Origin of the sequence: Granulicella sp. S156 (genome assembly GCF_009766105.1) — a bacterium.
GTDB lineage: Bacteria > Acidobacteriota > Terriglobia > Terriglobales > Acidobacteriaceae > Granulicella.
The window spans coordinates 380,618-395,328 of the sequence record NZ_LMUH01000022.1; the positions used below are offsets into that span (position 1 = coordinate 380,618).

General features: G+C 60.8%; 13 protein-coding genes. All 13 read left to right on the forward strand.

Annotated features, from left to right (window positions below):
- Positions 1-67: 67 nt before the first annotated feature.
- Positions 68-1,303, forward strand: coding sequence for a M20/M25/M40 family metallo-hydrolase (locus tag GSQ91_RS17260; protein ID WP_158822999.1), 1,236 nt, complete (start codon positions 68-70; stop codon positions 1,301-1,303).
- Entirely contained in the window at positions 1,303-3,015 is a 1,713-nt protein-coding gene (locus tag GSQ91_RS17265) for an amidohydrolase (protein WP_158823000.1), read from the forward strand. Before GSQ91_RS17260 ends, GSQ91_RS17265 begins: the two co-directional genes overlap by 1 nt.
- A 317-nt stretch (positions 3,016-3,332) precedes the next feature.
- Positions 3,333-4,256 (forward strand): DMT family transporter, encoded by a 924-nt coding sequence (locus GSQ91_RS17270; RefSeq protein ID WP_158823001.1) that lies wholly within the window; start codon positions 3,333-3,335, stop codon positions 4,254-4,256.
- Between the two features lie 172 nt (positions 4,257-4,428).
- Positions 4,429-6,093 carry a trypsin-like peptidase domain-containing protein gene (locus GSQ91_RS17275; protein WP_158823002.1) on the forward strand — a complete coding sequence of 555 codons (1,665 nt, stop codon included), beginning with the start codon at positions 4,429-4,431 and terminating at the stop codon, positions 6,091-6,093.
- Positions 6,094-6,292: 199 nt separating this feature from the next.
- Entirely contained in the window at positions 6,293-6,673 is a 381-nt protein-coding gene (locus GSQ91_RS17280) for a peptidoglycan-binding domain-containing protein (protein WP_158823003.1), read from the forward strand.
- Positions 6,674-6,706: 33 nt separating this feature from the next.
- Complete coding sequence (locus GSQ91_RS17285; RefSeq protein WP_158823004.1) at positions 6,707-7,306, forward strand: hypothetical protein; 600 nt, start codon at positions 6,707-6,709, stop codon at positions 7,304-7,306.
- A gap of 136 nt (positions 7,307-7,442) precedes the next feature.
- A complete protein-coding gene (locus GSQ91_RS17290; RefSeq protein ID WP_158823005.1) occupies positions 7,443-8,441 on the forward strand; it encodes a fatty acid desaturase in 999 nt (332 codons plus the stop codon).
- Positions 8,442-8,649: 208 nt separating this feature from the next.
- Positions 8,650-9,573 carry a sensor histidine kinase KdpD gene (locus tag GSQ91_RS17295; RefSeq protein ID WP_158823006.1) on the forward strand — a complete coding sequence of 308 codons (924 nt, stop codon included), beginning with the start codon at positions 8,650-8,652 and terminating at the stop codon, positions 9,571-9,573.
- A gap of 16 nt (positions 9,574-9,589) precedes the next feature.
- Positions 9,590-9,832 carry an AbrB/MazE/SpoVT family DNA-binding domain-containing protein gene (locus GSQ91_RS17300; protein ID WP_158823007.1) on the forward strand — a complete coding sequence of 81 codons (243 nt, stop codon included), beginning with the start codon at positions 9,590-9,592 and terminating at the stop codon, positions 9,830-9,832.
- Entirely contained in the window at positions 9,826-10,245 is a 420-nt protein-coding gene (locus GSQ91_RS17305; protein WP_158823008.1) for a PIN domain-containing protein, read from the forward strand. The genes GSQ91_RS17300 and GSQ91_RS17305 overlap by 7 nt, the downstream gene beginning before the upstream one ends.
- On the forward strand, positions 10,245-11,009 hold the full coding sequence (locus tag GSQ91_RS17310; RefSeq protein ID WP_158823009.1) for a response regulator transcription factor: 765 nt from the start codon (positions 10,245-10,247) through the stop codon (positions 11,007-11,009). The genes GSQ91_RS17305 and GSQ91_RS17310 overlap by 1 nt, the downstream gene beginning before the upstream one ends.
- A 302-nt stretch (positions 11,010-11,311) precedes the next feature.
- Complete coding sequence (lptG, locus tag GSQ91_RS17315; protein ID WP_158823010.1) at positions 11,312-13,657, forward strand: LPS export ABC transporter permease LptG; 2,346 nt, start codon at positions 11,312-11,314, stop codon at positions 13,655-13,657.
- Positions 13,658-14,054: 397 nt separating this feature from the next.
- The coding region (locus GSQ91_RS17320) for an FKBP-type peptidyl-prolyl cis-trans isomerase (protein ID WP_158823011.1) at positions 14,055-14,711 on the forward strand (657 nt) is incomplete at its 3' end.

Here is a 14,711-nt window from a genome sequence, read left to right on the forward strand (position 1 = left end):
CTCACCCCTGTTCCGTTTAGGCATCTGGGTTGTGCAAGTGGAAGCGTTGCAAGTTTGAGGAGCCCTGATGAGCGCGGCCGACAATCAACGCATCGCCACTCTGGCGAGCAAACGCGCGGTACATGCAGCGTTTGCGTGGCTGCATCTGCACGAGCCCAAACTGCGGCGCTGGCAGATGGAGTGCATGGCCATTCCTGCGCCTCCGTTTGGCGAGATCGCCCGTGCGAAGTGGTTCAGCCAGCAGTTCGAGGCACTGGGACTCTCCGGCACGCACATCGATGGCGAAGGCAATGTGCTGGCCGAGCTGCGGCGCGACGGAGACGACGAGCCCGATGGCCCCGTGGTTCTGCTCTCCGCGCACATGGATACCGTCTTCCCCATCGAAACCGACTGCACGCCGCACGAGGATGGGTCGCGCCTTCTGGGCCCGGGCGCCTGCGATAACGGAGCCGGACTGACGGCGCTGCTCGGCCTGGCGGCAGCGATGCAGTCGGCGCAGGTAAAGCCTGCCTGCACGATCCTCTTTGCGGCGAATGTCGGCGAAGAGGGCGAGGGCGATCTGCGTGGCATGCGCTATCTCTTTGGTCCGTCGCCCTATACGAAGCGTATTCGTGCGGCCATCGCCCTGGAAGGCGGCGGCAATGCAACGGTCGTGGACCGCGCCCTGGGAAGCCGGCGGTTGCGTGTGACCATCACCGGCCCCGGTGGGCACTCGTGGGCCGACGCTGGACGGCCCAATCCGATCCTCGCGCTCAGCGCGGCACTGATCGCCGTCGCGCATATTGGCGTTCCACGCCATCCGCGCACGACTATTAATTGCGGCACCATCAGCGGCGGAACTTCGGTGAATTCGATTCCCGCCCTGGCGACTGCCGATCTCGATCTGCGATCCATCTCAGCCTTGCAACTCGATCACACCGAGCTGGCTGTGCTCAAGACGCTGGAGGCCACGCTAAAAACAGAAAGCTCCGGCCAGTTGCGCCTGCACGTGGAACGCATCGGCAACCGCGCTGCCGGAGAGTTGCCGAAGAACTCTCCTCTCGCGCACAGCCTGCAGGCTGTCGACCGCCATCTGCACCTTGCGACAGAGTCACGTATCGGCTCTACCGATGCGAACCTGCCGCTCTCTCTGGGTGTTCCGGCGCTGGCCATTGGAGCCGGTGGTATTGGAGGCGGCGTCCACACTCTGGACGAGTGGTATGACCCGACAGGCCGCGATCTTGCTCTGCGCCGTGTATTGCTGCTGCTACTCGATGCAAGTGCGCTGGCAGGATCGGGCAGCTTGGTAGACTCGGGGGCGTGATGCCACGCCTATGCACGTTCTTCGCGGTTGCCACACTGCTGCTGCCCTGCTCCGGCTTCGCGCAGCAGGCTCCGCCCGACACCATCTTCTTCCACGGCGACATCCTCACCGGTGCCGGGCTCAGCGGCGGCCCGGTCAATACCCCTAGCGCTCGTGTGAGCGCCCTTGCGATTCGCGACGGGAGGATCGTCCGTGGCGGCGACGATTCGAGCATCCTCGCCCTCAAAGGTCCGCACACCGAACTCATCGATCTTGATGGCCACTTTGCCATGCCTGGCTTCAACGATGCGCATACCCACATCGCCTATGCGGGACAGCAACGCCTCACCCTGGATCTGGATGGAACGACCTCGCTGAGCGACATGCAGTCGCGCATCACCGCTTACGTCGCCCACGCAACGCCGGGACAGTGGATTCTCGGCGGCGGGTGGGACCACACCAAGTGGACCTCGAAGATGCTGCCCACACGCCAGGATCTGGACAGCGTCACCGCCGGTCATCCGGCCCTCCTGGTCCGCACCGACGGCCACATCGCGGTTGCGAACTCCGCCGCACTGGAAGCCGCGCACATCACCAGTAGCAGCGTTGTACCCGCAGGCTCGAAGATCGACCTCGACGCCAGCGGTGCTCCCACCGGCATCATCCGCGAAGAGGCAGCGCTGGCCCTGATCCAGAAGGTGATACTGAAACCGGATGCAGAGGTTCGCCGCAAGGCGCTGCAACTCTCCATCGACGATGCCCTGGCCCACGGCGTTACTTCGATACAGGACTTCTCGGACTGGGACGACTTCCTGGCATTGGAGGCTATAGAAAGAGATGCTGCGGCGCACAACGGCACGCTGCCCCTCCGGGTCTCCGAGTGGCTCACCTTCAATGACCCGGTCGACGTGCTCAAGCAGCACCAGGCCTCGCATCCGGCCAGCGATCCTTACCTTCACACCGGCATGCTCAAGGGGTTCATGGACGGCTCGCTCGGCTCTCGCACGGCCGCGCTTCTGGCTCCCTATAGCGACGATCCCTCGAACTCCGGCCTGCCTCGTTACGATCAGAAGCAGCTGGATGCGATGACCACGGAGCGCGCCATCGCCGGCTTTCCTATCGGCTTCCATGCCATCGGCGATCGCGCCAACAGTATGGCGCTTACAGCGTTTGAGCATGCGCAGACCGGTACAAAGCCGTCTGTCTCCGTTACCCCTCGCTACCGCATTGAACACGCGCAGGTGCTCGATCCCAAGGACTTCGATCGCTTTGCGCGACTGCATGTCATCGCTTCCATGCAGCCCTCGCATCTGCTCACCGACATGGCGTGGGCGGGAGACAGGTTGGGTCCTGAGCGCGTGAAGTATGCCTATGCATGGCGGTCGTTTCTCGATCACCATGTGGTGCTCGCCTTCGGCACGGACTATCCGGTGGAGTCCATCTCGCCCTTCCGCGGCCTTTATGCAGCTATCACTCGGCAGAATGAGGCTGGGACGGCGAGCTTCCAGTCGCAGGAGAGAATCACGCTCAATGAAGCGCTCTTCGCCTACACGCAGGGTTCGGCGTTTGCGGAGAGCGCGGAGAAACAGAAAGGGAGGCTTGAACCAGGGTTCCTGGCCGATCTCGTCGTCCTTGATCGCGACATTACCAAGGCCACACCGCAGGAGTTGTTGCATGCTCGCGTGTTGCGTACGGTTGTCGGGGGACAGACGAGGTATCTTGCGCGGGATTAGAGCCTTTGATCGCGTGACATACGTCCAGATTGTTTAAGGTTTGATTTTCAACTTAACCTCAACTCTGTCATCTCGACCGGAGCATGATGATTTTATCGTCATGCGAAGTGGAGAGACCTGCATGATGCAGAGCGCGATGCAAATGTTTGTGGCCCGCTTTGCGTCAAGACCTGGCAGCTTGCCCGCGCAGGCAATAGTGCTGGTACAAACAAACTGCAGGTCTCTCCACTACGGCCGCAAAAAACGCGGCCTCCGGTCGAGATGACAGAGTTGAGGTTAGGTCAAGACATTCCCATAGGAGATCTGCTCCCGCCACGATGCCTACAACCTCGAAACGTTCGCATGCTCTCACAGCCCATCTCCTGCTGATAGCTGTGACGTTCGTGTGGGGCACGACCTTTCCGCTGGTCAAATCGGCTCTGCGCGATGTCTCGCCGCTGCTCTTCAACCTGTTGCGCATGGTTCTGGCGTTCGCGATTCTGGCTGGGCTGAATGCGCGCAGCTTGCGCGGCCTTAGCCGGAGCGACTTGCGCTTCGGAGCGATTGCCGGGCTCTTTCTCGGACTCGGATATCAGTTCCAGACCGCTGGACTGGCGCGGACATCCGCCTCGAAGTCCGCCTTCATCACGGGGCTGGTCGTAGTCTTCGTGCCGCTACTGAGTGCGATTCCTCTCGTGCGGGCAGCAGGCGCAGCCAAGCCGGGGATATACGCCTTCGCCGGAGCGCTCGCGGCCTTTGCGGGACTTGTCCTGCTGACGACACCGTCAGGCTCGGGAGCTGCACTGCTGAGCGGGCTCGGTGTCGGCGAATGGCTTACGCTGTGCTGTGCCATGGGGTTTGCCGCGCATATGCTGACGCTGTCCCGGGCCGCACCAAACGTCTCCGCCCGCCGACTGGGGACGCTCCAGATCGGCTTCGCGGCTCTCGTGATGCTGGTGACGTTGCCGCTCGGCGGACATCCGGTGTTTCATCTCACCTGGCGTGTCGGAATCGCTCTGGCGGTTACGGCTGTCTTTGCCACGGCAGCGGCGTTCACCATCCAGAGCTGGGCGCAGCAACATATCCCGGCCTCACACGCGGCCTTGATCCTGACCCTGGAACCGGTTTTTGCGTGGCTGACTTCGCTGCTTCTGCTGCATGAGCGGCTGGGAACGAGGGCGCTCTGCGGAGCGGCGCTGATCCTGGCTGGAATTCTTGCGGCCGAAGCCGGGCCAACTCTTCGGCAAAGCCGAGTATCCTAGAGGAAGCTGGTTTGTAGGCTGTTTCGCCCTGGCAGCGCCAGAGCGACATTTCAGGGTGGAGAGAGTCTATAAGAGCGGCGAACTGAAAGCCTCTCCACGGAGGTCATCGACCGGGTCCGAAGGGCTCACGGTACGATCTCAGATCTCAATTGAGAACGAGGAAAATAAACAGATGGAATCACCGAAGAATATTGGGCGCGGCTTGTGGGCAACTCTCCGCAGCGGTCGCTTGACCACCACCTTCACCCTTTTGGCTGTACTCTCTGTCGGCATTCTCGCGGGCTCGGTGCTCACCAGCAGCGTCAGCGGCAAAGAGCAGCAGCGCATAGACTCCAGCGACGCACGGCCACTGGTCATCCCGTCGCCGGCTACGCTCTCCAACGGCTTCTCCGCGATCGTCAAGCAGGTGGGTCCGGCGGTGGTGAACATCAACACCGAATCGCTGCCCAAGCAGTCGGCCAACAAGCCCGGCCGCCGCGGTCTGCAACGCGGTCCGCTGCAGCAGACGCCGCCGAATGGCGATGACGACGATCAGGGCCAGGGCGATGCGCAGGACTTCTTCAAGCGCTTCTTCGGCGGTGGTGGCGATGACGCACCGGATGCCGGTCCGCGCCGCGCACTGGGCTCGGGCTTCATCGTCGATCCGCGCGGCTACATCATCACCAACAACCACGTCGTCGACAAGGCTGACCACATCTACGTGAAGCTCTCGACCGATCCCGATGCGACCCCCGGCGATCCGGGCCGTCCGGCTACCGTGATCGGCGTCGATAAGGACACCGACATCGCGGTCATCAAGATCGACACCAAGGAGCCGCTGCCGGTCATCAAGCTGGGCAACTCCGAAGGCGCGCAGGTTGGCGACTGGGTGCTGGCCATCGGCAGCCCGTTCGGCCTGTCGCAGACGGTCTCGGCCGGCATTGTGTCGGCGAAGAATCGCTCCATCGATGAGGCTCCCGGCCCCGGCGGCGTTGCTACCAACCAGTTCCAGAAGTTCATCCAGACGGACGCGGCCATCAATCCCGGCAACTCCGGCGGCCCGCTGGTCGATATGGCCGGTGAGGTCATCGGCATGAACACCGCCATCTACACGCAGTCGGCGGGTTCGGAGGGCGTCGGATTCGCGATGCCGTCGAATACACTCGCCAACGTGTACAACATGCTGATCGGGCCCGACCACAAGGTCACGCGCGGTTCCATCGGTATCCAGTTCCAGGCGGCACAGTCCTCGGCAGTAAGCCGCATGTATGGCTTCGCGAACGGTGGCGTCATCGTTGGTTCTGTGGTGCCGAATGGCCCGGCGGCAAAGGCTGGCCTGGAACCCCAGGACGCTATTGTCTCGATCGACGGCACTCCCATCAAGGACGGCGATGCACTGGTCGCCATCATCTCGGAGAAGCGTCCAGGCTCGACGGTGAAACTCGGCTTCCTGCGTAACGGCAAGCAGGAGACTGCCACTGTCGGCATCGCTGACCGTGCCAAGCTGTTCGCCGATCTGGGCAACGCCCCCGACGACTCGAGTACACCCGAGGAGTCCGATGCCGGCCAGAGCAAGCTTGGCATTGTCGTCCAGCCCACCACTGCCGCAACGGCCAAGAAGCTCGGCATCCCAGGTGGCGTAACGGTCACCAGCGTTCGCCCGGGCTCGTTTGCCGATGAGATCGGCCTGCCACAAGGGGCTGTGATCACCGAGATCAACCGTCACCCCGTAACGGACCAGGCGAGCTATAACGCGATCATCTCCGGGCTGAAATCCGGCGCAGACGTTGTGTTTGTGACGCATCTCCCACAGGCCCAGGGCGGAGGCAACACCTACGTTGGCGGAACATTGCCGTAAACAGTAAGCATGAAAAGGGATACGGCGCAGGCCTAGGCTTGTGCCGTATCTTTTCGGCCTGCTTATCCACAACCTGCATCTGAGCCGTTAACCCCTTGGCCTTGATTACTGGCGTGTAAATACGCTACCCTGAACCCATATTGCCGAGCGATCTCAATCTGACGCTTGACACACACTCCGGATTCAAGGGGATGAACTGATGCGCACAAATCTCGCCACGATAGTTTCGGCTGGTCTGCTGCTGATCGCAGTTCCGTGTTTCGGCAGCCCTCGCGCAAGACATAGCGCTGCGAACACTCACGCCACCGTACGGAACTCCGCAGGGCGGTACTCTCACGCCACCGTGCGGGCTGTGGCGCATCATGAATCGACTCCCGGCATGGCTCCGGAACGCGCCACCGAGATTCAGTCGGCGCTGATCAAGTCCGGCTACATGACAGGCGAGCCCACAGGTACGTGGGACTCCCAAAGCGCAGCTGCCATGCAGAAGCTGCAAGGCGACAACGGCTGGCAGACCAAGATCACTCCCGATTCACGCGCGCTGATCAAGCTGGGGCTTGGACCTCAGCAGCCTAACTAAACGAATCACACAGACCTCGCTTATTCTCAAACAATGAAGGTCTTCCCTCTCCGAATATTTTTTGGATGGACACTCGCGGTTGCCGCCTGTGCTCAGGCCCATGCCATTGAGATCAGGGTCTCGTCGAAGGCGCTGGAGCAAACCCTCGCCAAGCAGCTCTTCACCGGCGAAGGCGGACGCTACTACATTCGCGGCAACGCCAAATCGGCTTGCTACGTCTACGCCGAAGATCCGAAGATCACCTTCGTAAACGATCGCGTCATGGTGCACGTGAAGACGCACTCCAAGCTTGGGACAAGCGTACGCGGAGCGTGTATCGGCATCGGACTCAACACGGACGCGGACGTCTCCATCATCCCCGATGCGCAAGGCGAGATCATCGGCTTTCGCGATGCGCGGGTCGAACACCTGAGCGAGTCGAAGGAGCTCAACTTCCTCCTCGTTCCCTTTCTAAGCCGCCAACTGCCGCAGCAGATGAAGGTCAACGCCGCTGACCTGATGCGGCAACTGCTGGCCAACTCGGCGCAGACGACAGGCTATGACCTCAAGCTCGACAACCTGAAGATTCACTCGATGCTGGTGGATGGAGACGCGCTCGCCGTCGATATTGATGGCACGCTTTCGGTTCACTAAGGCCGCGGCTATGGTTGTCATTACAGGGCCTTAGGGCCCTTACAAAAGTCTTACACGCGGGCTTGCGAATCTCCTCTATCGTCATAGTTGTGCTTGAACATTTTCAAGTCCACAGGCACAGAGGATTGACGCAGCAATGAACTCTCTCTTGACGCAAGCCGAAGTCGACGACATGGCTACCCAGCCAGCACCCGCAGCAAACCCCCTCGACGTTGTGAAGCAGACGACGCAGAAGATCAAACAAGACCTGCGCATGGGCCGTGAGTACCAGCAAGGCCGCATCAACTGGATCACGACCATCGCCATGGGCCTGTTCCATGTCGGCGCTATCGCCGCGCTCTTCTTCTTCTCCTGGAAGAACCTCGCGGTGGCCGTCGTCATGTACTTCTTCGCGATCAACGTCGGCATCGGCATGGCCTACCATCGCCTGCTTACGCATCGCGGCTATCGCGTTCCACGCTGGCTCGAGTACTTCCTCGCCGGCTGCGGCACCCTGGCCCTTGAGGGCGGACCGATCTTCTGGGTGGCCACGCATCGCGTGCACCATCAGAACTCCGACGACGAAGGCGACCCGCACACACCGCACGACGGCACGTGGTGGGCTCATGCCGGTTGGATTCTCTCCGGCCGCGCTCTGCACTCGGAGACGGCGCTGCTTGGCCGCTACGCTCCCGACCTCTCCCGCGACCGCGTTCATGTGTGGCTGTCGAAGTATCACTGGCTCCCACTGACCATCACGGGTCTTCTGCAGGTCGCGCTCGGCGCTGCGCTGGCTCCCGCGGGGCATCACGTCGCCGGTGCACTCGGCATGGTGCTATGGGGAACGTTCCTGCGCGTCACGCTTGGCCTGCATGCAACGTGGCTGGTCAACTCCGCGACACATCTCTGGGGCGCGCGCCGCTTTGAGACCAAGGACGACTCCCGCAACAACTGGTGGGTCGCGCTTCTGACCGGCGGCGAAGGCTGGCACAACAATCACCACGCCCACCCCGTCAGCGCTCGCCACGGCCTCACCTGGTACGAGTTCGACATCAACTACTACGGCATCTGGGTGATGGAGAAGCTCGGGCTCGCGAAGAAGGTTCAGATCGCGCAGTTCGATCCCGCCAACCCCAAGCCAGCCGGTGTGAACTAAACCCCTTTGATTCGAAGTACCCAAAAGCGCAGAGCTAAAAGCTCTGCGCTTTTGTTTGTTTTCGTCGTCATCCTGAAACGTAGCTGAAGGACCCCCCGCATTGGTGGTGCCACGAATGCGGGGGTCCTTCGCCTATGGCTCAGGATGACGACGAAAAACGGACCGCAGCCGATATACTCTGGAGAACGTCTGATCTCTCAGCGCAACCATGAACTTCAACCGACGCCGCGGAGCTATCGCCCTCTTCATCACGCTCGGTGTCATACTGAGCGGCGTCGCTATCACGCTCAGTATCGGCTGGATCCTGCTCAACACCCGCCGTCTGGCTATTGATATTCTCGGGATCATTCTCTTCGCCGCGCTCGTCGCAGGCGTGGTGCTGTACACCGTCTTCCTGGTCCGCGAGGTGCGGCGCAACGAACGGCAGGACTCCTTTCTGAACGCCGTCACGCATGAGCTCAAGACGCCCATCGCCAGCATCCGCCTCTATCTGGAGACGCTGCAGCGTCACCCGGTCGACGAGGCGCAGCGCCAGCGCTTCTACAGCATCATGCGCTCGGACACCGACCGCTTGATCGCCACCGTTGAGACAGTCCTCAAAGCCGGCGAACTCGGCCAGCGGGAGCGCGTGCAGCAGCGTACCCGCATTGAGCTCTATCCGCTGGTCGCGGAGTGCATCCAGACAGTGCTTCATCGCCATCATCTGTTGCCGGAGACCATTACCCTCGCCGAGGTTGCCGGCCAGGTTCGGCTCTATGTGCTCGGCAATGCCGAGGATCTGCGCACGGCGGTCATGAACCTGCTCGACAACGCGGTCAAGTACTCCCCTGACGGGGTTCACATTGTCTGCCAGCTGCGCATCGAGGACTATACCTGGGTCGTGCTCTCCATCGTCGATACCGGCCTCGGCATTCCTCCTGATCAACTCAAGCGGATCTTCAAGCGCTTCTATCGCGCGCCCACCAACGATCTGGTCAAGATTAAAGGCACCGGGTTGGGGCTCTTTCTTGTTCGCGCCATCGCGCGACAGCACGGCGGCGAAGTTCGCGCGACCAGCGAAGGCCCCGGCAAGGGCTCGACCATGCTCTTGAAGCTGCCGTTGTCCGTCGATAAAACGACGACCGATAGTTAACTGAGGTTGATTTATTATGAATGTTATGGAACGCCAGATAGCCACCATCGGAACTGATGGACAATTCGTCCTCTCCCCGGAGATTCAGTCGGCGCTTGGCATCCATCCAGGCTCCCAGGTGGAATTCTCCGTCAAGGATGGATGCCTCACCCTCCAACCTAGCCTGCAAGAACGTATCGACGCTATACACCGCGCCTTTGAGTCGGAACCCTCCCTGGAAGACGAATTGAAAGAGTGGCGAGCCTCCGACGAATGGTAGTTTTTGTCCTCGATACCAGCGCACTCCTTCGCTTTGCCGATAAGGAAGCTGGAACTGCCCGTGTTGCTGAAATCTTCACCGCGAAGGAGGCAGGAACTGCAAAAATTCTTATGTCGGCTATTCATTGGGGTGAGGTTGTCCATATCATCCTCAAGCGATACGGCTTGGATAATGCAGAAGAATCTTTATCCAAATTCAGGGCTCTTGCCATCGAGATTGTCCCCGTAACCGAACAACGAGCAGAACGTACCGCAGCTGTTCGCCATAAATACAAGATCCCCTATGCGGATGCCTTCGGCGTTGAACTTGCTGGCGATTCGCCGGATCACCGCCTTGTGACGGCAGAATTCGACGTGAAACCAGCCTCACAAGATATTTCTATCGAATTTCTCCCTGCAAAGCTCAAGACTTGATGACTACTCCTCTCATCGCCGTCGTCGAAGATGAAGAGCATCTCGCCCAGGGTCTGCTCTTCAATCTGGAGGCGGAAGGCTATCGCGTGCATCATGAGGCCGACGGCGACTCCGCGCTGGCGTGGCTGCTGGCCGCGGAAGAACAGCCTGCCGCCGTCCTGCTCGACGTTATGCTTCCCGGCCGCGACGGCTTCTCGATCGTTCGCGCGCTGCGCGAGGCCGGGCACTACACGCCGGTACTGATGCTGACCGCTCGCGGACGCAGCGAAGACGTCGTAGAAGGCTTTGCCGCAGGCGCGGACGACTATCTGCCCAAGCCCTTCGATCTGACGATTCTGTTCGCCCGTCTTGCAGGATTGCTGCGCCGCATGCACTGGCAGCGCGCACAGACTCCAGCGGCAGACCTCGCTCCTGCGGTGTCGGCCGAGCCCTCCGAGAAAGAGCCTGCGAACACCATAGACGTCTACCACTGCGCAGGGCGCACGATCAACTTCGACGACCTGGAGATTCGCACTCCGGACAAGACCGTCCATCTCACGCTCATGGAAGCGGATTTGCTGCGTTATCTCATTGAGCGGCCGGGCAAGATCGTTGCGCGCAAAGAGATCCTCGAAAAGGTCTGGCACGTCCACGAAGATACCGATACTCGCGCGATCGATAACTTCATCGTCCGCCTGCGCCGCTATCTCGAGCCCGATCCCTCCAACCCGGTGCATCTGCTGACGGTGCGTGGTGTTGGCTATCGATTCATGCCGGAAGAGTAGGGATTAGGGATTACGTCTCGAGACCGGGTGCCCCATCTTCGGCGTGGCCTTATCACGCCTAAGGTGGGCATTCGCGAAGCGAACCGCTCCCGCCCATCTTTCTATTTACTCAGGCCTCTGTGTCAATACGTTCAATGTATTGGTACGAACACCATGGGTAAGTGGACATGGGCAGGAGCGGTCGGGCGGTCGCCCGATACCCACCTTAGCCGCGCAAAGAACGCGCGTCGAAGATGGGGCACCCGGATTGTCACCGGCCCCTCGCGATACACTTAAATCAGCCGCATGGACGCGGCATCAACTTGCGCATCTTCACTCGTTACATTCTTCGGGAGGTTGTCGGCTACGCTCTGCTGGGTGGCGTGCTCTTCACCTTCATCCTGTTCATGAAGTATTTGCTCGCACTCATGGAGCTCGCCGTACACGGCGCAGCCTCGTTCGTCGACATTCTTCGCCTCATCGCCTACCTGCTGCCGTCCTTTTTCACCCTGACCATTCCGATGGCGGTGTTGATCGGCATCCTCCTCGGCCTCAGCCGCCTGGCTGCCGATAGCGAAATTACCGCCATGCGCGCCAGCGGCATGGGGGTGCTCTCTTTCGTACGCATCGTCAGCATCGTCGCGGTGCTTGCGTGGGCAGTGGGCCTTGTGAACTCGCTCTACGTCGCCCCGCGCGCTACAGCCGCGCTGTTGCAACTTGAGACACAGGCCGCAAGCGGTGCGGCTGCTATTGAGGTGCAGCCGCGGATCTTCTACGAGGACTTCAAGAACTACGTCGTCTATGTTCAGGATGTGCTTCCGGGCACCGGGGGCTCCGAATGGAAGAATGTCTTTCTGGCCGACCTTAGCCAGCCGGCAACACCGCACATTATCACCGCGAAGGAAGCCCTCGTTCTACCGGGTGACCAGCAGACCCTGCGCATGCAGCTCTCCGACGGCTCGCGGCACGACATTGAAGCCAAAGACCCAAATCAGTACGACCTCCATCACTTTGATAGCACTGAACAAGATATCCAGACGAGCCAGCAGGAAGAAGACACGCACCTAAGCCGCCGCGACACACCCACCCAGGCGCTCAGCATGAGCGAGCTCTGGAAGTACGCGCACGGCAGCGGCGACACGCTGCCCTACTCCATAGAACTCCACCGCCGCTTCTCGTACCCCGCAGCGTGCCTGGTTCTGATGCTCGTCGGTGTGCCTCTCGGCCTTTCTTCCAAGCGTGGCGGCAAGGGCACCGGTTTCGCCATTACGCTGGTTTTGGTCTTCGCTTACTACATCCTCTCGTTCGTAGGCAGCGCACTCGCCCGCCAGGGCAAGCTCTCCCCTTTCGCCGGAGTGTGGGGAGCCAACATTATCTTCGGGGTCGCGGGCATCCTGCTGCTGCAGCAGCTATCGCGCGGCGGCTTTGCCCTGAACCTGGTCGCGAGTGCCGGGTCGGCCATCGGCAAGCTGTTTTCAAAGGCTCGTCCATCCAGACCTGAAGGCAGCTTTGGGTCTGGCGCACGGATGCAGCGCCTTCGCCGCGCGCTGCGTATTCGCTTTCCGCTCATCCTCGACGAGTACGTCATGGGTAACTTCCTGCGGAACTTCGGCCTTGTGCTGGTAAGCCTCGTCGGGCTCTTTCTCATCTTCACCTTCTTCGAGCTCATCGGCGACATCATCAAGTACCGTGTTCCCTTCGTCACGGTCGGCGAGTACCTGCTGAATCTGATTCCCTTCATCCTCTACCACGTCACGCCGCTCTGCTCCCTGGTTGCGGTGCTCATCACCTTCGGCGCCTTCAGCCGCACCAGCGAGCTCACCGCCATGAAGGCCACGGGCATCAGCCTCTACCGCATCGCCGCTCCGGTGCTATTGGTGGCACTGGCGCTCTCCGCAGCGCTCTTCGCCTTCGACGAGACGTATCTTCCTGGCGCCAACCGCCGCCAGGAGGCCCTGCGCGCAGAGATCAAGGGCAAGCCCGCCCAGACCTTCCGGCGCCCCGACCACAAGTGGATGTCCGGCCAGACCCTGGGCAATAAAGAGCCCACGCGCATCTTCTATTACCAGTTCTTCGACCCCGACAAGAACGCCTTCGCCAACCTGACCGTCTTCGAGTTCCAGCCCGGCTCCTTCACGCTTACGCGCCGCATCTTCGCCACCAGCGCTCGCTGGGACGACAGTGTCGGCCGCTGGGTCTTCGAAAATGGCTGGCAGCGTACCTTTAGCGGGGAGGTCACCAGCAGCTATCAGGAGTTCACGATCAACACCTTTCCAGAGATCCGAGAGCAACCGGGCTACTTCAAGAAAGAAGACCGCCAGTCGCAGGAGATGTCGTACAGCGAGCTTGCGGGTTACATTCGCGACCTGAAGCAGAGCGGCTTCGACACGACGCGGCTGCGCGTACAACTGAATACCAAGATCGCCTATCCGCTGATGGCTCTGGTCATGGCGATTCTCGCCGTGCCGTTCGCGCTTTCGACCGGGAAACGAGGCGGCCTCGCCGGAATGGGAGCAGGCATCGGCGTCGCCATAGCCTATTGGGTCATCGCCGCCATCTTCGAGAACCTCGGCAATGTGAACTCGCTGCCCTCCATCCTGGCGGCCTGGTCGCCGGACATCCTCTTCGCCATGGTGGGTTCGTATCTGTTGCTGCGTGTGCCTACGTAATCACCAGGGCATCAAGGAAGACCGTTGTTGCCGTTGCCTGTTTTTCGCCGTCATCCTGAAACTGAGCTGAAGGACCCCCGCATTTGGGGTGGCACAGACGCAAAGCGCATCACGAGCACTGATTAGGTTTCACTCTTCGTCTGGGGTGGCAATAATGCGGGGTCCTTTGATGCAGAGCGCGCCACAAACATTTGCATCGCGCTCTGCATCAGGGGGTCCTTCGCCAAACCACCCCCAACGAGCAAAGAACGCTCGCCGGGGACCCCGGTACGGCTCAGGATGACGGCGAAAAACAGGCAACGGCAACAGGCACCAACCATCCTCAATTTGGGCGGATTTTAATCTCATTTCTCCAACTTTCCCCCAAACCGCAGAACTGCTCTAAACTAAAGTCGAAATGAAAACCACAACCCTTTCTGCACTCGCCCTTGTCGCGACAGCTCTTCCCCTCGCGGCACAAACCGCCACCACAGCCACCGCCAAACCGCCCGTGCACCACAGCATCCCAACCACCGCACGTATCGGAGGCGGTTGCGTCACGCTGCCTACGCTCTCGTCGAAGATTCCCGCTGTACCAGTGGGAACACCCTGCCCCAAGGCGCTGTACACCCTCACCCGTACGCCCGATGTGAAACTGGACTACATATCTCCTCTCGTCGGACCGGAGGTCCACGAAGCTCTGGCGACCGAGAAGACGACTTACTCCCTGATCTACGCCGACACGAAGATCGGTACAGGCGAGCTCGTACACCTGAGCAAGAACCTATCCGTGCACTACACCGGCTATCTGGCCGACGGCACCAAGTTCGACTCCTCGGTTGACCGTGGCCAGCCCATCACGTTCCCTTACGGAACGCATCACGTTATCCCAGGCTGGGACACCGGCTTTGAGGGCATGCGCGTAGGCGGCAAGCGCCGTCTGTACATCCCCTATCAACTGGCTTATGGCGAGGCAGGCCGTCCTCCCATCATCCCCGCGAAGTCCCTGCTGGTCTTCGACATGGAAGTGGTCAGCCAGGCTGACGCTCCCCCGCCAGCTCCACGGCCCACCCCC

Coding starts and splice junctions, on each gene's coding strand:
- GSQ91_RS17310 (WP_158823009.1), top strand. CDS start 10,245: ATGACTACTCCTCTCATCGCCGTCGTCGAAGATGAAGAGCATCTCGCC.
- GSQ91_RS17265 (WP_158823000.1), top strand. CDS start 1,303: ATGCCACGCCTATGCACGTTCTTCGCGGTTGCCACACTGCTGCTGCCC.
- GSQ91_RS17295 (WP_158823006.1), top strand. CDS start 8,650: ATGAACTTCAACCGACGCCGCGGAGCTATCGCCCTCTTCATCACGCTC.
- GSQ91_RS17290 (WP_158823005.1), top strand. CDS start 7,443: ATGAACTCTCTCTTGACGCAAGCCGAAGTCGACGACATGGCTACCCAG.
- GSQ91_RS17260 (WP_158822999.1), top strand. CDS start 68: ATGAGCGCGGCCGACAATCAACGCATCGCCACTCTGGCGAGCAAACGC.
- GSQ91_RS17280 (WP_158823003.1), top strand. CDS start 6,293: ATGCGCACAAATCTCGCCACGATAGTTTCGGCTGGTCTGCTGCTGATC.
- GSQ91_RS17285 (WP_158823004.1), top strand. CDS start 6,707: ATGAAGGTCTTCCCTCTCCGAATATTTTTTGGATGGACACTCGCGGTT.
- GSQ91_RS17300 (WP_158823007.1), top strand. CDS start 9,590: ATGAATGTTATGGAACGCCAGATAGCCACCATCGGAACTGATGGACAA.
- GSQ91_RS17275 (WP_158823002.1), top strand. CDS start 4,429: ATGGAATCACCGAAGAATATTGGGCGCGGCTTGTGGGCAACTCTCCGC.
- GSQ91_RS17305 (WP_158823008.1), top strand. CDS start 9,826: ATGGTAGTTTTTGTCCTCGATACCAGCGCACTCCTTCGCTTTGCCGAT.
- GSQ91_RS17270 (WP_158823001.1), top strand. CDS start 3,333: ATGCCTACAACCTCGAAACGTTCGCATGCTCTCACAGCCCATCTCCTG.